Origin of the sequence: Noviherbaspirillum sp. (assembly GCF_036563305.1) — a bacterium.
Classification (GTDB): domain Bacteria; phylum Pseudomonadota; class Gammaproteobacteria; order Burkholderiales; family Burkholderiaceae_D; genus Noviherbaspirillum.
Genome location: NZ_DATCMQ010000016.1, coordinates 414,240 through 431,335, shown reverse-complemented (window position 1 = coordinate 431,335; position 17,096 = coordinate 414,240). Strand labels below are relative to the sequence as shown.

The 17,096-nt window shown below is 67.0% G+C and carries 16 protein-coding genes; 9 read left to right on the top strand and 7 right to left on the bottom strand.

The window, feature by feature from the left end:
- Nucleotides 1-206 precede the first annotated feature (206 nt).
- From VIM12_RS18495 to alaS, 3 genes are all read right to left on the bottom strand, one after another.
- The gene (locus tag VIM12_RS18495; protein ID WP_331943406.1) at nt 207-434 is read right to left on the bottom strand and encodes a sulfurtransferase TusA family protein; all 228 of its coding nucleotides are present in this window, start codon (nt 432-434) and stop codon (nt 207-209) included.
- 93 nt (nt 435-527) lie between these two features.
- Entirely contained in the window at nt 528-1,049 is a 522-nt protein-coding gene (locus VIM12_RS18490) for an NUDIX domain-containing protein (protein WP_331943404.1), read from the bottom strand.
- A 10-nt stretch (nt 1,050-1,059) separates the two neighbouring features.
- Nucleotides 1,060-3,687, bottom strand: a complete 2,628-nt coding sequence (alaS, locus tag VIM12_RS18485) for an alanine--tRNA ligase (protein ID WP_331943402.1) — start codon at nt 3,685-3,687, stop codon at nt 1,060-1,062.
- A 279-nt stretch (nt 3,688-3,966) separates the two neighbouring features.
- On the opposite strand from alaS, the gene VIM12_RS18480 reads away from it, so the two are divergent.
- From VIM12_RS18480 to VIM12_RS18450, 7 genes are all read left to right on the top strand, one after another.
- The gene (locus tag VIM12_RS18480) at nt 3,967-6,537 is read left to right on the top strand and encodes a sensor domain-containing protein (RefSeq protein WP_331943400.1); all 2,571 of its coding nucleotides are present in this window, start codon (nt 3,967-3,969) and stop codon (nt 6,535-6,537) included.
- Nucleotides 6,519-7,760: a CaiB/BaiF CoA-transferase family protein gene (locus tag VIM12_RS18475; RefSeq protein ID WP_331943398.1), complete on the top strand. Its 1,242-nt coding sequence runs from the start codon at nt 6,519-6,521 to the stop codon at nt 7,758-7,760. The genes VIM12_RS18480 and VIM12_RS18475 overlap by 19 nt, the downstream gene beginning before the upstream one ends.
- Before the next feature lie 57 nt (nt 7,761-7,817).
- A complete protein-coding gene (locus VIM12_RS18470; RefSeq protein ID WP_331943396.1) occupies nt 7,818-9,416 on the top strand; it encodes a gamma-glutamyltransferase family protein in 1,599 nt (532 codons plus the stop codon).
- A 120-nt stretch (nt 9,417-9,536) separates the two neighbouring features.
- Nucleotides 9,537-9,917 (top strand): DUF2306 domain-containing protein, encoded by a 381-nt coding sequence (locus VIM12_RS18465; RefSeq protein WP_331943394.1) that lies wholly within the window; start codon nt 9,537-9,539, stop codon nt 9,915-9,917.
- A 27-nt stretch (nt 9,918-9,944) separates the two neighbouring features.
- On the top strand, nt 9,945-10,211 hold the full coding sequence (locus tag VIM12_RS18460) for a 2TM domain-containing protein (RefSeq protein ID WP_331943392.1): 267 nt from the start codon (nt 9,945-9,947) through the stop codon (nt 10,209-10,211).
- The gene (locus tag VIM12_RS18455; RefSeq protein WP_331943390.1) at nt 10,208-11,299 is read left to right on the top strand and encodes a sensor histidine kinase; all 1,092 of its coding nucleotides are present in this window, start codon (nt 10,208-10,210) and stop codon (nt 11,297-11,299) included. The genes VIM12_RS18460 and VIM12_RS18455 overlap by 4 nt, the downstream gene beginning before the upstream one ends.
- On the top strand, nt 11,296-12,084 hold the full coding sequence (locus tag VIM12_RS18450; protein WP_331943388.1) for a LytTR family DNA-binding domain-containing protein: 789 nt from the start codon (nt 11,296-11,298) through the stop codon (nt 12,082-12,084). The genes VIM12_RS18455 and VIM12_RS18450 overlap by 4 nt, the downstream gene beginning before the upstream one ends.
- 6 nt (nt 12,085-12,090) lie before the next feature.
- Here VIM12_RS18450 and VIM12_RS18445 read toward each other — a convergent pair whose 3' ends face one another.
- The gene (locus tag VIM12_RS18445) at nt 12,091-12,513 is read right to left on the bottom strand and encodes a hypothetical protein (protein WP_331943386.1); all 423 of its coding nucleotides are present in this window, start codon (nt 12,511-12,513) and stop codon (nt 12,091-12,093) included.
- A 419-nt stretch (nt 12,514-12,932) separates the two neighbouring features.
- On the opposite strand from VIM12_RS18445, the gene VIM12_RS18440 reads away from it, so the two are divergent.
- The gene (locus tag VIM12_RS18440; protein WP_331943384.1) at nt 12,933-13,262 is read left to right on the top strand and encodes a YnfA family protein; all 330 of its coding nucleotides are present in this window, start codon (nt 12,933-12,935) and stop codon (nt 13,260-13,262) included.
- 86 nt (nt 13,263-13,348) lie between these two features.
- Nucleotides 13,349-15,100 carry a glutamine--tRNA ligase/YqeY domain fusion protein gene (locus VIM12_RS18435; RefSeq protein ID WP_331943383.1) on the top strand — a complete coding sequence of 584 codons (1,752 nt, stop codon included), beginning with the start codon at nt 13,349-13,351 and terminating at the stop codon, nt 15,098-15,100.
- Nucleotides 15,101-15,182: 82 nt separating this feature from the next.
- On the opposite strand, the gene VIM12_RS18430 is transcribed toward VIM12_RS18435, so the two are convergent.
- The 3 genes from VIM12_RS18430 to VIM12_RS18420 all read right to left on the bottom strand — a co-directional run bounded on the left by VIM12_RS18430 (nt 15,183) and on the right by VIM12_RS18420 (nt 17,081).
- A complete protein-coding gene (locus VIM12_RS18430; protein WP_331943382.1) occupies nt 15,183-15,971 on the bottom strand; it encodes a DUF3014 domain-containing protein in 789 nt (262 codons plus the stop codon).
- Nucleotides 15,972-16,061: 90 nt separating this feature from the next.
- On the bottom strand, nt 16,062-16,715 hold the full coding sequence (locus tag VIM12_RS18425; RefSeq protein WP_331943380.1) for a UdgX family uracil-DNA binding protein: 654 nt from the start codon (nt 16,713-16,715) through the stop codon (nt 16,062-16,064).
- 15 nt (nt 16,716-16,730) lie between these two features.
- Entirely contained in the window at nt 16,731-17,081 is a 351-nt protein-coding gene (locus VIM12_RS18420) for a hypothetical protein (protein ID WP_331943378.1), read from the bottom strand.
- Nucleotides 17,082-17,096: the final 15 nt, after the last annotated feature.

The following is a 17,096-nucleotide window of genomic DNA, read 5'->3' as shown; positions in this document are numbered from 1 at the left end:
TAGCCGGTGGGATGCCAGAATTTAGCACGACCGTTCTTTTACTTGGTAGAGAGTATGCACTAAATTGTACGAAATGCCAAAGTGCCTGGAGCGCGTCCGGCCATGCGGGGATTCCAGGAAGTACAGCCGAGGCACCCGGATACGGGCGCGACCGTCGAGGAGGGAGATTACTGTGGGTGCGGGCGGCGCGCCATGCGCCGCGTCATTCATTTGCGCTTCATGAAGAAGGTGAATTCCTGGTTGTTCTCGCTCTGGCCAACCAGGTCGTTGCCGGTTTGCCGGGCGAAAGCCTGGAAATCGCGTACCGAGCCGGGATCGGTCGCCACTACCCGGAGGATCTCGCCGCTGACCATTTCGGCCAGGGCTTTCTTCGCCTTCAGGATCGGCAGCGGGCAGTTCAGCCCGCGTGCATCCAGCTCTTTATGAAATTCCATGATCAGTGTTCACGGTGGGAGGGAAGGAGCGGAAAATTCTACCTGAATTGCAAAAAGGATGGTGCAATGCAGCAAGCGCACTTCTGCGCCGGATCAGGATGACGGAAAGTCCATGAACTCGACCGGCAGTCCGCGCGCGCGCATCCAGTCGGCCATCGCATAGCCGGTTCCCGCACGCCAGGGACGCAGCTTCTCCGGCGCAATGAGGCGGAAATCGACCAGCTCCTCGGACAGCCTGATCTCGCCCGATGCCTTGACATGGTAGGCGATGATCACTTCGTTCTTGCGCATGAACTCATAGACGCCGATCAGCGAAACCTGGTCGGCATCGAGATTGGTCTCTTCCTTCAGTTCGCGGGCGACGCCCTGCTCCGGCGTCTCGCCGCGCTCCATGAAGCCGGTGATCAGTGCAAACGTCTTCTCCGGCCAGGCCGCATTCCTGGCGAGCAGGATGCGGCCCTCGACTTCGACCAGCGCGGCGAGCACGGGCAACGGATTGTCCCAGTGGGTCCAGTGGCCATCAGGGCAGGCGAGGCGCAACTTGCCGCCTTCGCCGGCATCCTGCCGCTCCGTCAGCGGCGCGGCGCACATCGGGCAGTAACGGTACTCCATCATGGAGCGGGCCTCAGGCCCTTTCCCGTACCCACGAGGCGACGCCGTCCAGCGCCTTCGGCAATGCAACCGGGTCGGTGCCGCCGGCCTGCGCCATGTCGGCACGCCCCCCTCCCTTGCCGCCGATCTGCTGGGCGACGAAATTGACGAGTTCGCCCGCCTTCACCTTCCCGGTGGCGTCCTGGGTGACGCCGGCGATCAGGCTGACCTTGCCGTCGTTGACGGCCGCCAGCACGATGGCGGCGGTCTTGAGCTTGTCTTTCAGCTTGTCCATGGTCTCGCGCAGCGCCGGCACATCCGCGCCGTTCAGCGTGGCCGCGAGCACCTTGATGCCGTTGACGTCCACCGCACTGGCGAGCAGCTCGTCGCCCTGCGCCGATGCCAGCTTGCCCTTGGCCGCGGCGAGTTCCTTCTCCAGCGCGCGCACCTGCTCCAGTACGCTGCCGACACGCGCGGAAATTTCGGCAGGCGTCACCTTGAGGGTGCTGGCAACGCCCCTGACCGTCGATTCCAGCGACTGCAGGTAGGCCAGCGCGTTTTCGCCGGTCACCGCCTCGATCCGGCGGATGCCCGCGGCGACGCCGCCCTCGGCGACCACCTTGAACAAGCCGATATCGCCGGTGCGCTCCACATGGGTGCCGCCGCACAGTTCGCGGCTGGTGCCGATGTCCAGCACCCGTACCTCGTCGCCGTACTTTTCGCCGAACAGCATCATCGCGCCCGACTTCTGCGCTTCCTCGATCGGCATCACCCGCGCCTGCGTCGGGTGATTGGAAAGGATCTCGGCATTGACGATGGCCTCGACCTTGCGGATCTGCTCGTCGGTCAGCGGGCCGTGGTGGGCGAAGTCGAAGCGGGTGCGGTCCGCGTTCACCAGCGAACCCTTCTGCTGGACATGGCTGCCGAGGACCTCGCGCAGCGCCTTGTGCATCAGGTGGGTGGCGCTGTGGTTGCGCACGGTCCTGGCGCGCTTCTCGGCGTCCACGCGGGCGTTGACCACGTCGCCGACCTTCAGCGTGCCCTCGGCGATGCGGCCGTGATGGCCGTACACGTCCGCCTGGATCTTCAGCGTGTCTTCCACCAGGAAGCGCGAGACGGCATTGCGCAGCTCGCCCGTGTCGCCGACCTGGCCGCCGGATTCGGCATAGAACGGCGTATGGTCGAGCACCACGACCGCGTCGTCGCCGGAATTGGCGACCTCGACGGCGGTGCCGTCCACGTAGATCGCCACCACGGCGGCAGTGTCGTGAATCAGCTTCTCGTAGCCATGGAAGGTGGTCGGGCTGCCGGCGTACTCGAGGCCCTGGGCCATCTTGAACTTGCCGGCCTCGCGGGCGCGCTGGCGCTGCTCATCGAGCAGGCGGTTGAAACCCGCCTCGTCGACGGTGACGCCGCGCTCGCGGCATACGTCGGCGGTCAGGTCGACCGGGAAGCCGTAGGTGTCGTGCAGCTTGAAGGCAGTCTCGCCGTCCACCTGCTGGTTGCCGGCGGCGAGCGCTTTTTCCAGGATCTCCATGCCGTTGGCGATGGTGCGGAAGAACGCGTCCTCTTCCTGCTTCAGCACCTCGATCGCACGCTGCTCGTTCTGGCGCAGTTCCGGATAGGCGTCGCCCATCTCGGCCACCAGTGCCGGCACCAGCGCATGGAAGAAGGGCTTGCGGGCACCGAGCTTGTAGCCGTGGCGGATCGCGCGGCGGGCAATGCGGCGCAGCACGTAGCCGCGGCCGGCGTTGCTTGGAATGACGCCGTCGACCACGGTGAACGTGCAGGCGCGGATGTGGTCGGCGATGACCTTCAGCGAGGGCGACTCCTTGTCGCAGTCGCCGCCGCCGGCCGTATCGACCGCCTTCTTGGCGGCGGCCAGCAGGTTGACGAAGGTATCGATCTCGTAGTTGCTGTGCACATGCTGCAGCACCGCGGTGATCCGCTCAAGGCCCATGCCGGTGTCCACGCTCGGCTTCGGCAGCTTGTGCATGACGCCGGCTTCATCGCGGTTGAACTGCATGAACACGTTGTTCCAGATCTCGATGTAGCGGTCGCCGTCTTCGTCGGGCGAACCCGGCGGGCCACCGGCCACGTCCGGACCGTGGTCGTAGAAGATTTCGGTGCAGGGGCCGCAGGGACCGGTATCGCCCATCATCCAGAAATTGTCGGAGGCGTAACGGGCGCCCTTGTTGTCGCCGATGCGCACGATGCGTTCCGTCGGCACGCCGACCTTCTTGTTCCAGATCTCGTAGGCCTCGTCGTCCTCCGCGTACACCGTCACCCACAGCTTTTCCTTCGGCAGCTTGAAGACCTCGGTCAGCAGTTCCCAGGCGTAGCTGATCGCGTCTTCCTTGAAATAGTCGCCGAAGCTGAAATTGCCGAGCATCTCGAAGAAGGTGTGGTGGCGCGCGGTATAACCCACATTTTCCAGGTCGTTGTGCTTGCCGCCGGCGCGAATGCACTTCTGCGAAGTGGTCGCGCGGGTATAGGGCCGCTTGTCGAAACCGAGGAACACGTCCTTGAACTGGTTCATGCCCGCATTGGTGAACAGCAGCGTCGGATCGTCGCCGGGCACCACGGGACTGGATGCGACGATGGCGTGGCCCTTGGATTCGAAGAACTTGAGGAATTTCTCGCGGATTTCAGACGATTTCATGTTGTCGGCAATGGGTGGAAGACGGTGCGGCAAACCGTTGATTATACGTGATAAGCCCTTGGCAATGAGGCCGTCCGGGCGGGCGCCGAGCGCCCCAACTTGGCATTTCGCCAACGGTGACGGGCAGCGGCCGGATTCCTTTGCGGCAGGAAAGCGCGGACGACACGGACCGCCGGCAAAGCGCCCGGACTTGATCTATCTCTCGAAATCAAATCCGACCGGTCGTAGTCTAAGCCAATCTTCCAACTGCCCGCGGCCCTGCCCGCCGCCACGCTCGCCATGCCGGTCTCTCCCAACCTGGCGTCCCGCGCGCCCTTCGATGCCGCCAATTTCATCCTCCCGGCAGAATGGCACACCCTTGCCGACCTGCTGGGAACCGACGCCGGCGTGCTGATGCTGCAGGACGGCCGGATCATGCAAATGAACCCGGTTCTCGCGCAGCAGCTTGGCTATGCGCCGGAAGAACTGGCGGGCCGGCTGCTGGAAGCAATTTTGCCGGACGAGGAAGCCGGCGCCGGCTCGCAGGCGCTGCCAGGGGATGGCATCCTGGCGCTGCGCGGGAAATGGGGCGGCCGCGTGTCCTTCGAGGTGCTGGAAAACCGCATCGATCCGCTCAGCGATGGCCGTTGCAGCATCCTGGTGCTGCGCCTGCAACCCGACCATGAGGACAGCCTGCCCGCACCCGGCGCCCGGCTGCTGGCGATCACCGAACAGCTGCCGGACATGGTGCTGGTGTGCGACAGCGACGCCGGGATCCGCTACGCCAACCGGGCGTTCGGCCAGCTTGCCGGCCCCCATGGCGACGCCCTGCTGACCCTGGTGCACCACGACGACCGCCAGCACGTTAGCCATGCGCTCGAGCGGGCCGCCGCCGCCGACACGGTCGGGCTCGAAATGCGCCTGCGGCGCGCCGACGGCGGCTGGAGCCGGGTTGCCGGCACCGTGGTCAACCTGCTGTCGCACCCCGATGTGCACGGGCTCCTGGTCAATGTGCGCGACATCAGCGAGCAGGTGGCGCAACAGCAGCGCACCGAAAGCGAACGCAAGCGCCAGCTGCACTACCTGAACCGGCTGCTACGCATCGCGCGCAAGCCGCGCGCCAGCCTCGACTCCACACTGAAGGTGATCGTCAAGTCCGCCGCCAAGGCGATCGCCGTGCATCGCTGCGCCTACTGGGAAGCGGACGACGACCGGCCCGCCCGCTGCCTGAGCGCCTATGACGACGTGCGGCAGAATTTCGTCGAGGAGGTGCCGGACGCATTGTTCACCGGCGGATTCGAACCGCTGATGCGGAAGGTACTGGCCGGAGGCGGGCCGCTGGCGCTGGACGATGTCGACCGCGACCCGCGCAGCGCACTCTGCTGCGAGTATTTCCACGCGCACGGCATCAAGGCGGCCATCCTGGCGCCGGTGCTGCCCGGCGGCGTGCCGGCAGGGGTGCTGGTGTTCACGGTGAGTGGCGAGGGACGGCCGTGGCGCAAGGACGAGGCCGGGTTTGCCGAGACCGCAGCAGGCCTGGTCGCCGCCGCGCTGGAGGAGATCACGCGCAGCCGCGCCGAAAGCCGGCTGCGCAATGTGGCGCTGCATGACACCCTGACCGGCCTGCCGAACCGGGATTACCTGCGGCAGCAGGCGGCCGAACTGTTTCCGAGGCTGAGCGCCCGCTCGAACACGCTGGCGGCGTTCGTGGTCGACCTCGACGGCTTCACCGAAGTCAACGACCGCCACGGCCTCCTGCTCGGCGACGAACTGCTGAAGGCGGTGGCTCTCCGGTTGAAAAATGCCGTGCGCCGCGACGACCTGCTCGTGCGGCTGGACGGGGACGCATTCCTGCTGCTGGCCCGCGACCTGGGCGACATGCAGGTGGCGGAGGACATCGCACAACAGGTGACGGACAGCATGCGCAACCCGTATTCCCTCCAGGGCCGGCTGCTGCGCGTTTCCGCCAGCGTCGGCATTGCCCTCTACCCGCGCGACGGCGCCGACCTCGATACGCTGGTCAGAAAGGCTGGACAGGCGCGCTACCTGGCCAAGGCCGCCGGCCACGGCCAGTACCGGACGTTTGTGCCGGCCGCCGAGGAGGCGACGGCGGACGCGCCGTCCACCCAGCTTCGGCGTGCGGTCGAACGTCACGAACTGCGGCACTATTTCCAGCCGCAGGTCGACCTGCACGACGGCCGCATCCGCGGAGTGGAAGCCCTGCTGCGCTGGCAGCATCCGCGCCATGGCCTGCTGCTGCCCGCCAGTTTCCTCCCGCTTGCCGAACAGGGCGGCGGCTTGCCGGCCCTTACTGCCTGGGCACTTGCCGACGTGTGCCGCCAGGCGGCGGCCTGGCAGCGGCTCGGCATCGACGGCTTCACTGTCGCGGTCAAGCTGTCCGCCGCCCAGCTCGCCGATCCGGGGCTGCCGGCGGCGCTCCAGGCGGCGTTGCGCGACAACCGCCTGCCGCCACGGCAGCTGGAATGCGAGGTGAAGGAAGCGCTGCTGCGCGATCCGCCGCAGCCGGCAGGAGACACCCTTGCCGGGCTGGCCGCCATTGGCGTGACAGTGAGCATCGACGATTTCACGGGTGCGGGGCTCGATGCGGCGCTTCTCGGGCGGTATCCGGTGCATAAGGTTAAAATCGATGCCAGCCCGTCAGACGGCGCGCAAGGGGAGGATGGCCGCGAGGACGTGGACGCGGCTCTCGGCGCCGCGCACCGGCTGGGGCTGGAGGTCGTTGCCAAGGGCGTGGAGACATCGCAGCAGGTCGAATACCTGGGCGAACGCGGCTGCGACATCGGGCTGGGCTACCATTACACTCAACCGCTCACCGCAGATCAATTCGAAAAATGGCTGATTCGCCGCTGAACAAGAAAGCCCTCGGACACATACGCGTCCTCGACCTCACCCGCGTCCTGGCAGGACCATGGTGCGCCCAGAACCTCGCCGATCTTGGCGCCGACGTCATCAAGGTGGAGCGCCCGGGCGCCGGCGACGACACCCGGCACTGGGGCCCGCCCTACCTGCGGGACGCGGAAGGCAGGGATACCACCGAGGCGGCCTACTATCTCGCGGCGAACCGCAACAAGCGGTCGGTCACCCTCGACATCGCGACGCCGGAAGGCCAGGAGATCGTGCGCGCGCTCGCAAGGCAGTCCGACGTGGTGCTGGAGAACTACAAGGTCGGGCAGCTGAAGAAATACGGCCTCGACTATGCGTCGCTGCAGCGCGAGAAACCGGACATCGTGTACTGCTCGATCACCGGCTTCGGTCAGAGCGGCCCCTATGCCCAGCGTGCCGGCTACGACTTCATCATCCAGGGCATGGGCGGCTTCATGTCGATCACCGGCGAGCGTGACGACCAGCCGGGCGGCGGCCCGCAGAAGGCGGGTGTCGCGATCTCGGACCTGATGACCGGCATGTACGCGACGATTGCGGTCCTGGCCGCCCTCGCCCATCGCGACCGTACCGGCGAAGGCCAGTACATCGACATGGCCCTGCTCGACGTGCAGGTGGCGATGCTCGCCAACATGAACACCAACTACCTGGCCAGCGGCCAGGCACCGCGTCGGTGGGGCAACGCCCATCCGAACATCGTGCCGTACCAGACCTTTGCGACCGCCGACGGCCACATCATCGTCGCGGTCGGCAACGACGGCCAGTACAAGCGCTTTGTCGAGGCCGGCGGCCGCCCGGAGCTGGCGACCGACGAACGCTTCGCCACCAATCCGATGCGGGTGCGCCACCGCGACACGCTGGTGCCGCTGCTGGCCGACATGGTGAAGACGCGCACCAAGCAGGAATGGATCGACGCACTGGAAGCGGCAGGCGTCCCATGCGGACCGATCAACAATCTCGACGAAGTCTTCGAGAATCCGCAGGTGCAGGCACGCGGGCTGCGCGTCGACGTGCCGCATCCCACCGGCGGAAAGGTCAGGCTGGTCGGCAGCCCGATGAAGATGTCGGCAACCCCGCCTGCATGCGAGCTGCCGCCGCCGCTGCTCGGGCAGCATACCGATGAAGTCCTGCACCGGATGCTCGGGCTGACCCTCGCGGAGATCGAGGCGCTGCGCGAAAAGAAGATAGTCTGACGACGCCGGCGGGCGCCGCGCCCGCCGCGCGACGGACGATAACCGGCCGGAGCCGCGATGAGCGCATTCAACTGGACCAACCCGTATCCGACCACGCGTGCGCCGGTGTTTGCCCGCAATGTGGTCGCCACGTCGCATCCGCTGGCCGCCCAGGCCGGTCTGCGCATGCTGCTCAAGGGCGGCAACGCGGTGGATGCGGCGATTGCCTCGGCCGCGGCGCTGGTCGTGGTCGAGCCGGTTTCGTGCGGATTGGGCGGCGACGCGTTCGCCATGGTCTGGGACGGGCGGGAGTTGACCGGCTTGAACGCCTCGGGTCCGGCGCCTTCCGCCTGGACGCCGGCCTACTTCGCCGCGCGGCATGGCGGAGCGATTCCCCAGCGCGGCTGGAATTCGGTGACGGTGCCGGGCGTGGTGGCCGGTTGGGTCGCCCTCTCGGAACGCTACGGCCTGCTGCCGTTTGCCGACCTGTTCGAGCCGGCAATCGAACTGGCGGAGCGCGGCCACCTGGTCGCGCAGACGGTGCAGCGCAAATGGGCCGGGGCGGTACCGCTGCTGCAGCGGCAGCCTGGCTTCGCCCAGGTCTTCATGCCGTATGGCCGGGCGCCGCATGTCGGCGAGAATTTCCTGTTTCCGACCGCGGCCCATGCCCTGACGCGCATCGCCGAGACCCATGGCGAAGTGTTCTATCGCGGCGAGTTCGCCGAAGCGATGGCGGACCATGCCGCGCTCCACGGTGGCGCGCTGACGCTGGATGATCTCGCTGCCTACTGCCCCGAGTGGATCGCGCCCATCGCGCGCGACTACGCCGGCTACACCTTGCATGAAATGCCGCCCAACGGCCAGGGAATCGCGGTCCAGATCGCCCTCGGCATACTCGAACAGTTCGACCTTTCCCGCTACCCGCCCGACAGCGCCGACAGCCTGCACCTGCAGATCGAGGCGATGAAACTGGCCTTCGCCGACACCTACCGCTGGGTTGCCGACAGTGCCTGGATGACCGAGGTGCGTGCGCATGATCTGCTGGACGACGGCTACCTGGCGGAGCGCGCCCGGCTCCTCAGTCGTGAGCGGGCGGCGGATTACGGCCATGGCCAGCCGCCGGCGGGCGGCACGGTTTATCTGACCGCGGCCGATGACAACGGGATGATGGTCAGCTTCATCCAGTCCAACTACCTGGGCTTCGGGTCGGGCGTGGTGGTGCCGGACGCCGGCATCAGCCTGCAGAACCGCGGCCATGGCTTCAACACGCTGCCCGGCCACCCGAACTGCGTCGCACCGGGCAAACGGCCGTTTCACACCATCATTCCGGCCTTCCTGAGCCGGGACGGGGCGCCGGTCATGAGTTTCGGGGTCATGGGCGGCAACATGCAGCCGCAGGGACACCTGCAGGCGCTGGTGCGCATGCTGACGTACCGGCAGCAACCGCAGGCAGCCTGCGACGCGCCGCGCTGGCGTGTCCATCACGGCCTGGTGCTCGACCTGGAGGGCAGCGCCGCCCCGGGACTTGCCGAGGCGCTGGCGGCGCGCGGCCACCGGCTGGAAAGCGTGAGCGACAGCTACATGGACTTTGGTTCAGGGCAATTCATCTGGAAGCTGGACGACGGCTACGTGGCCGCCAGCGACGGTCGCCGCGACGGCCAGGCGGTCGGCTTCTAATCCCGTTCGCGCCCGGCAGCGACAGCTCGCTCCACCTATCCCGCAGTTCGTCGCATTCGGCTCGCGCACGCCTGCCGCCATCCCGATACTGCCTCCATCAACCAACCGATGGAGCGTAACATGGCATTCACCCCGGTCATCCTGATCCACGTCGCCACTGCCGGCCTGGCGCTCGTGCTCGGCGGTATCGCCCTTGCCGCGCGCAAGGGCTCCACCCTGCACCGCATCGCCGGCAGGACGTGGGTGGTGCTGATGCTGACCACCGCCCTCGTGTCCTTCGGCATAAGGTCCCACGGCCATTTTTCCGCCATCCACATCCTGTCCGTGGTGACGCTGGTCGCGGTGACCGCGGCGATCGTGGCGGCCGCGCGCGGCAGGATCATGGCCCATCGCCGCGGCATGACCGGCGCGTATGCCGGACTCGTGATCGCAGGGATCTTTGCGCTGTTGCCGGACCGCCGGCTGGGCGCCCTGCTGTGGAACGCCGCCGGACTCATCTGAACCGTCGCCCAACCCAAGGAGAGCAACATGGAACGCAACCAGCACTACCACGAGGCACGCCGCCAGGTCGAACGCCGGATCGGTTTCGGCATCCATCTCGCCGTCTTCGCCACCGTCAACAGCGGCCTGATCCTGTTCAACCTGCTGGCCGTCCCGGACCGTCTCTGGTCGATCTGGCCGCTGGCGGGATGGGGAATCGGGTTACTATTTCACGGGCTGGCCGTCGCCCTGCACGCGCCGGGAACGCATTGGAAACAGCGCATGATCGAACAGGAAATGAAGAAGCGCTCATGAACACCGGCACCACCGACACCCTGCCGCAGGCCGCGGCCCGGCCGCTGCCGCGGTTGCGGCGCTTCGCGATCGACGTCGCCCTGACGCAGGTGTTCAATATCGCCGTCGCGCTGGTGGTGACCTACATACTCCGCCTCAATGACTCCTTCGTCCAGAACCTGGTGGTGTCGGTCTGCATCGGCACCATGATGGTCAGCTTCATCGATGGCGGACGCCTGCTGCTGTGGGGGCAGGACAAGCCCCCTGCCCTGCCATTCGCCCTGCTGTTCATTGCCGCCCTGCCGTCCGCCCAGCTGCTGGGCAACGCCGCCGCCAGCCTGCTCCTCGGCATCCCGCTGGAACGCCTGGAGGCCGTGCGCAGCAAGAACGAAATCGGCTTCTACCTGATGTTCATCCTGGTCTGCGCATCGATCACCTGGTTCTTCTGGAAGCGCAGCCAGATCGAGCAGCTCAAGGCGGAGGCGGCGGCCGAGAAGGCGCGGGCCGCCGCGACCGAAAGGCAGGCGTTGCAGGCGCAACTGCAGCTGCTGCAGGCGCAGATCGAACCGCACATGCTGTTCAACACGCTGGCCAACCTGCAGGGCCTGATCGCGGTCGACCCGCAGCGTGCGCAGCTGATGCTCGACCAGCTGATCCAGTACCTGCGGGCCACGCTCGGCACCTCCCGGGCGCAACAGGCGACGCTCGGCCAGGAATTCGCGCTGATGGAAGCCTACCTTGGCCTGATGCAGGTGCGCATGGGCTCCCGCCTGAGCTTTGCGCTTCGGCTGCCCCCCGAGCTGGCGGCGCAGCCGGTGCCGCCGATGCTGCTGCAACCGCTGGTCGAGAACGCGATCAAGCACGGCCTGGAACCGAAGCTCGACGGCGGACGGCTCGACATCGATGCGCAGCGCGTCGCGGGCGGCTTGGTGCTGACGGTGCGCGACGACGGTCTCGGCCACGACGAGAATGCCCCCACCGCCGGCACCCGCACCGGCCTCGCCAACGTGCGCGAACGCTTGCGCGCCCTTTACGGGCCGCAGGCATCGCTCGACCTCGAACCCGCGACGCCGCACGGCGTGCGCGCCATCATGAGACTGCCCGTATGAACCGGATCCATGCCCTGATCGCCGAGGACGAGCCGGTCCTTGCCTTCATGCTGCAGCAGGCGCTGCAGCGCCTCTGGCCGGAACTGCAGGTGGTGGGCATTGCCGCCAACGGCGTCGAGGCCGTCAGCGAGGCGCTGGCCCAGCGGCCGGACATCCTGTTCCTCGACATCAAGATGCCCGGCAAGTCGGGCATCGAGGCCGCGCAGGAGCTGGCGGAGGACTGGCCGGACGACCGGCCCTTCCCGCTGGTGGTGTTCGTGACCGCCTACGATGAATATGCGTTGCAGGCCTTCGAGCAGGCTGCCGCCGACTACGTGCTCAAGCCGGTCAGCGACGAGCGCCTCGGCAAAACCGTTGCGCGGCTGCGCGCGCGGCTGGCGCGGCACGCCGAGCGCGACCAGGCGCTGGAGCAGATCGTCGGGCAGCTGCGTACGCTGGTGCCGCTGCCACGCGCGTCGGCGCGGCTGGAGCTGGTCCGGGCGGCGGTCGGCAACCAGGTGCGGCTGATACCGGTCGGCGAGGTGCAGTACTTCGAAGCGACGGACAAGTATGTGAACGTGGTGAGCACGGAGGGGGAGGCGCTGATCCGCACGCCGCTCCGGGAATTGCTGCCGCAGCTCGACCCCGATTGCTTCTGGCAGATCCACCGCGGCACGGTGGTCAACCTGAAATTCGTCGAGGCAGCGGTGCGCGACGACAGCGGCAAGATTGCGTTGCGACTGCGCGGCAGGCAGCAGACCCTGCCCGTCAGCCGCGTCTACGCCCACCTGTTCCGGCAGATGTAGTACCGGTCAGGCGACGGCGGCGCCGTGCAGCGCAAGCACCGCGAGGGGCACCGACGCCATGACGACGCCGAGCGTCACCCGTATCGGACGACAATGGCCCTGCCCCCGGCTCCAGACGGCGAGACCGACGCCGACGGCGGTGTACAGGATAACCGCCAGCACCAGCGCCGCCAGCCCTGCGGAAGGCGCAATCCGGGAAACATGCAGGACACCGAACATCCCGAGGGTGAGGACCGCGAGAAAGGCGGCGACGTAGGACAGCACGGTCCGCAACCACTGCACCGGCGTGGCGCGGGCACTGGCGGCAAGCGCGACCTGGCGTTCGCGCAGGTCGCGCTGCAGCAGGAAAATCAGCAAGGGGTCGACCTGGTTGTATTGCAGCAGGCCAAGGGAGGCAGCTGCGGCGAGGTCTTCGCGGCGTATCGTCATCACTTGCTCCTTTCGTCCGGCATGCACGCAGCGCAGGCCTTCCGCGCGCACGGCCAAGTCCCGCGGCAGTTAAAGCGCCGGCAGCCGGCGCGGCCGAAGGCGATGGCGGCGTCTCGAACGGACGCAGCGACTGCTCCATTTGCCCGCGCGTCGGGCATTGCTGGAATGGCGCGCGGACTGCCGCCGGCGCGGCTGATCTGGTTGAGTACACGCGTATTTAGCCGTTTCCGGAATTCGAAGAGCTAGATTTATCGCAAGCGGACGCCCCGAACGGCACGGTGTTTATGCCCGCTCAATCGCCGCTGCAGCCATGCGCCCGCCTCCGGTACATTTCCTTGCCGGCGATTATGCCGCGCGCCGGCTTGCTATCATGCGCTGCTTGCGCCCGGGCATCGTGTCCGCGCCGACCGGAAGCCGCCATGCATGTCATCCAGACCCTTGTCCTGTTCATCCTCACCGCGCTCGCCGAAATCGCGGGCTGCTACCTTCCCTGGCTATGGCTGAAGAAAGGCGCGCCGGCCTGGGTCCTGCTGCCGGCGGCCGCCAGCCTCGCCCTGTTCGCCTGGCTGCTGACCCTGCATCCGAATGCCGCGGGGCGAGTCTATGCGGCCTACGGCGGCGTCTATATCGCTGTCGCCCTCGCCTGGCTGTGGGCGGTGGACGGCATCCGGCCCACCGGGTGGGATGTCGCCGGGGTCCTGGTTTCCCTGTCCGGCATGGCGATCATCATGTTCGCGCCGCGCGCATAAAGGCCGACCGCGCGGACGCCCTCGGCACGGTACGGTAAAATGCGGCAAGCCTTGTATCTGCACCGCCTATCCGGACCATTCCCTTCATGAGCAACGACGCCAAGAACACCGCCGCCGGCGAAACCGCGGCACCCGCCTCCAACTTCCTGCGCGGCCTGATCGAAGCCGATCTCGCGTCGGGCAAGTACGACCACCGCACCGATCATCTCGGACGTCCGTTACCGCCGGTGGTGACCCGCTTCCCGCCGGAACCGAACGGCTACCTGCATATCGGCCATGCGAAGGCGATCTGCGTGGACTTCGGCCTTGCGCGCGACTTCGGCGGCCGTTGCCACATGCGCTTCGATGACACCAATCCGACCAAGGAAGAGCAGGAATACGTCGACACCATCCTCGACAGCGTGAAGTGGCTGGGTTTCGACTGGAAGGACGACAGCGGCGAACACCTCTATTTCGCCAGCGACTACTTCGACCGGTTCTATGAAATCGCCGAATACCTGATCGGCGCCGGGCATGCGTACGTCGACAGCCAGAGCGCGGAAGAAATGGCGCGGGGTCGCGGCAGCTTCAGCGAGCCCGGCAGGAACTCGCCGTTCCGCGACCGCCCCGCCGCCGAATCGCTCGACCTGTTCCGCCGGATGAAGGCCGGTGAATTCAAGGATGGCGAACACATCCTGCGGGCGAAGATCGACATGGCCTCTCCCAACATGAACATGCGCGACCCGGCGATCTACCGGATCCGTCACGCACACCACCACCGGACCGGCGACAAATGGTGCATCTATCCGATGTACGACTATGCGCATCCGCTGGAAGACGCGATAGAAAACGTCAGCCACTCGTTCTGCACGCTCGAGTTCCAGGACCACCGTCCGTTCTACGACTGGGTGCTGGAACGCGCGGCCGAGGGCGGCTTCTTCAAGCGGCCGCTGCCGGAGCAGACCGAATTCGCGCGGCTCAACCTGACCTATGCCATCACCAGCAAGCGCAAGCTGCTGCAGCTGGTCGAGGAGAAGATCGTGGACGGCTGGGACGACCCGCGCATGCCGACCATCGTGGGCATCCGCCGGCGCGGCTTCACGCCGGAATCGGTGCAGCTGTTCTGCGAACGCGTCGGCGTCGCCAAGGCGGACAGCTGGATCGACATGAGCACGCTGGAAGGCGCGCTGCGCGACGACCTCGATCCAAAGGCGCCGCGCGCCGTCGCGGTGCTGCGTCCACTGAAGCTGATCATCGACAACTTCCCCGACAACCTCGTCGACGAATGCGCGGCGCCCGTTCATCCGCACCATCCGGAGCGCGGGCAGCGCAGCTTCCCGATCACGAAGGAATTGTGGATCGAAGCGGAAGATTTCATGGAGGTGCCGAGCAAGGGCTACTTCCGGCTGTATCCCGGCAACCGGGTTCGCCTGCGCTACGGCTACATTGTCGAATGTACCGGGTGCGACAAGGATGCGGACGGCAATGTGATCGCGGTCCACTGCAACTACTTCGCCGACTCGAAGAGCGGAACGGAGGGGGCGAACAACTACAAGGTCAAGGGCACGATCCACTGGGTCAGCGCCAGCCACGCGCTGGAGGCGGAAGTGCGGCTGTACGACAGGCTGTTCACCGACCCCCACCCGGACGCCGGCGGCAAGGACTTCAAGCAGGCGCTGAACCCGCATGCAAAGGAAGTGGTGACCGCCTACCTCGAACAAGGCATGCGCGCCGCGCAGCCGGACGAGAAGTTCCAGTTCGAGCGCCACGGCTACTTCGTTGCCGACCGCATCGACCATGCGGCGACCAGGCCGGTATTCAACCGGGTGGTGACGCTGAAGGACAGCTGGACGAAATAGGCCGTACCGGCTTTCCCGAAGGCCCGCTTCTGCGGGTCTTTTTTTTGCAGTAAGGTCCTGTCACGCCGTCCCATTCGCCATCTCAGCGGGTGACGGCTTCCTTCGTCAACTCCGCCCTGATCGCCTTCAGCTTCGCCGTCACCCGCTCCGCATTGCCGCTCCCCATGCGCAGCATCAGCTTGTGTCCCGTGGACAGCTTCTCCAGTTCGGGATCGGCAAACTTGTAGAAGACGTGGGGCTGCACGAGTGCGGGCGGCTCGGCAAGCGCCGGTGCCTGCAGCAGATGGTCGATTACGGCGACCAGCCTGTCGTTGAAGTGCTTGTCCGGATAGCCGAGGTTGCGGTACGCCTCCTGGAACAACGGATACATGTGCTGGTACCCCGCCGCGAAGGCAGCCGGGTCGACCGCTTCCAGGAGCAGGACATACGGTCGGTAGCGCGCTTCATTGGCTGCGGCCAGGCGCAGGCCTTCTCCGGTCCCGCCGTTCCGCTCGGTGCGCAGCTTGCCGGGGACCGGCTTGTGCGGCTGCAGCTGGCCCGACATGCTTTCGCGCGGCAGGTTGTCGATCGTGACGACGATGCGGCGCGCCAGCTCCTGCGGCTGCACGTACTGTCGCACGCCCTTGCCGAACACCTCGGACAATGCGGCGAGCAGCGTGGGGTCGCTCTTCTCGAGCGGCGGCAATACTTCCCTGGTTTCCGGGACCGGGTAGTGGGTCTCCGGGGCAGGCGGTGCGGCGGCGAGCGGCGGCACGTCGGGCGGCGCGTCGGGCGAGGGTCGGTAGGTCGGGCCCTGGACCCAGATATAGACGGCGGTCGCGGCCACGGCAAGCAGGATGAGGGCAAGCAGCCAACGCAAGGTCTTGTTCATTTCGGCTCTCCTCCGGATGAGAGACCGCCTCACACTACGCCGATTGCCGCATGTTGGAAAGCGGTTTGCGCAATCCTCGCGCGGGCTAGGCTAGGCGCCCGCCGCAAGCGCGAGGTCGGCCACGAAGCGCGCATAGGCTGCGGCGCGCGCTTCCCCGGGCATGCGCAGCAGGAACGAGGGATGGACCGTGATCAGGATGCGCCCGCGTTCGCCGAACGGCATCAGGCGCCCGCGATTGGCCTCGACCGGCGTGGCGGCGCCCAGCAGTGCCCGGGCAGCGGTGGCGCCCAGCGCAACGACCAGCGCCGGCTTCACCAGCGCCAGCTCCCGTTCCAGCCATTGGTGGCAGGCGACAATCTCGCCCTCCACCGGCTTCTTGTGCAGCCGCCGCTTGCCGCGCTGCTCGAACTTGAAGTGCTTCACCGAATTGGTCAGGTAGACCGCGCCGCGGTCGATCCCGGCGTCGTCCAGCGCGCGCTCGAGAAGCTGGCCGGCCGGCCCGACGAAGGGATGGCCCTGCAGGTCTTCCCGGTCGCCCGGCTGCTCGCCAACCAGCATCAGGCGCGCATGCGACGGCCCTTCGCCGAATACGGTCTGCGTCGCATCCCGCCACAGGTGGCAGGCCCGGCATTGCATCGCCGCCTGCCGCAGCACGCCGAGGTCGCCGTGCTGCGGCGCCTCGCGCGGCGGTGCGGCAGCCTGCGCCCGCACGCTGCGCTTGCCTTCGCCGGCGCCGGTCGCCATTGCCGCAGCCGTTCCTCAGCCGGCCGGGCGCCGCTCCTGCGCGCCCGCTCCGTCATGCGCGACGCGGTAGTCATCCGCATCCATCATGTATTCCTGCCCGGCCGCAAGCTGCGCCGACTCCGGCAGTCCTTCATGCTTGCGCGCCCGCTCGAGCAGCAGCCGCACGTTGCCGATCTTGCGGGCCACCGTTTCGGCCAGGTTGCCGACGGTCAGCACCTCCGGCAGCATGAAGTCGCAGGTCGTTGCCTCCTGCACCAGCGGATGCCTGTCGTCCAGCGGCGCATCCTCCCGCATGCTGTATTGCCGCATGCGGTCCTGCAGTGCGTGCAACCGGCGGTCGAGGTCTTCGAGTTCGCTTACCTGCATGAAGTCACCCTTGTC

Excerpts from the sequence above, each read along its gene's own strand:
- VIM12_RS18435 (WP_331943383.1), top strand. The coding sequence starts at position 13,349 with ATGAGCAACGACGCCAAGAACACCGCCGCCGGCGAAACCGCGGCACCC.
- VIM12_RS18460 (WP_331943392.1), top strand. The coding sequence starts at position 9,945 with ATGGAACGCAACCAGCACTACCACGAGGCACGCCGCCAGGTCGAACGC.
- VIM12_RS18490 (WP_331943404.1), bottom strand. The coding sequence starts at position 1,049 with ATGATGGAGTACCGTTACTGCCCGATGTGCGCCGCGCCGCTGACGGAG.
- VIM12_RS18420 (WP_331943378.1), bottom strand. The coding sequence starts at position 17,081 with ATGCAGGTAAGCGAACTCGAAGACCTCGACCGCCGGTTGCACGCACTG.
- VIM12_RS18430 (WP_331943382.1), bottom strand. The coding sequence starts at position 15,971 with ATGAACAAGACCTTGCGTTGGCTGCTTGCCCTCATCCTGCTTGCCGTG.
- VIM12_RS18475 (WP_331943398.1), top strand. The coding sequence starts at position 6,519 with ATGGCTGATTCGCCGCTGAACAAGAAAGCCCTCGGACACATACGCGTC.
- VIM12_RS18465 (WP_331943394.1), top strand. The coding sequence starts at position 9,537 with ATGGCATTCACCCCGGTCATCCTGATCCACGTCGCCACTGCCGGCCTG.
- VIM12_RS18450 (WP_331943388.1), top strand. The coding sequence starts at position 11,296 with ATGAACCGGATCCATGCCCTGATCGCCGAGGACGAGCCGGTCCTTGCC.
- alaS (WP_331943402.1), bottom strand. The coding sequence starts at position 3,687 with ATGAAATCGTCTGAAATCCGCGAGAAATTCCTCAAGTTCTTCGAATCC.
- VIM12_RS18440 (WP_331943384.1), top strand. The coding sequence starts at position 12,933 with ATGCATGTCATCCAGACCCTTGTCCTGTTCATCCTCACCGCGCTCGCC.
- VIM12_RS18445 (WP_331943386.1), bottom strand. The coding sequence starts at position 12,513 with ATGACGATACGCCGCGAAGACCTCGCCGCAGCTGCCTCCCTTGGCCTG.
- VIM12_RS18455 (WP_331943390.1), top strand. The coding sequence starts at position 10,208 with ATGAACACCGGCACCACCGACACCCTGCCGCAGGCCGCGGCCCGGCCG.
- VIM12_RS18425 (WP_331943380.1), bottom strand. The coding sequence starts at position 16,715 with ATGGCGACCGGCGCCGGCGAAGGCAAGCGCAGCGTGCGGGCGCAGGCT.
- VIM12_RS18480 (WP_331943400.1), top strand. The coding sequence starts at position 3,967 with ATGCCGGTCTCTCCCAACCTGGCGTCCCGCGCGCCCTTCGATGCCGCC.
- VIM12_RS18470 (WP_331943396.1), top strand. The coding sequence starts at position 7,818 with ATGAGCGCATTCAACTGGACCAACCCGTATCCGACCACGCGTGCGCCG.
- VIM12_RS18495 (WP_331943406.1), bottom strand. The coding sequence starts at position 434 with ATGGAATTTCATAAAGAGCTGGATGCACGCGGGCTGAACTGCCCGCTG.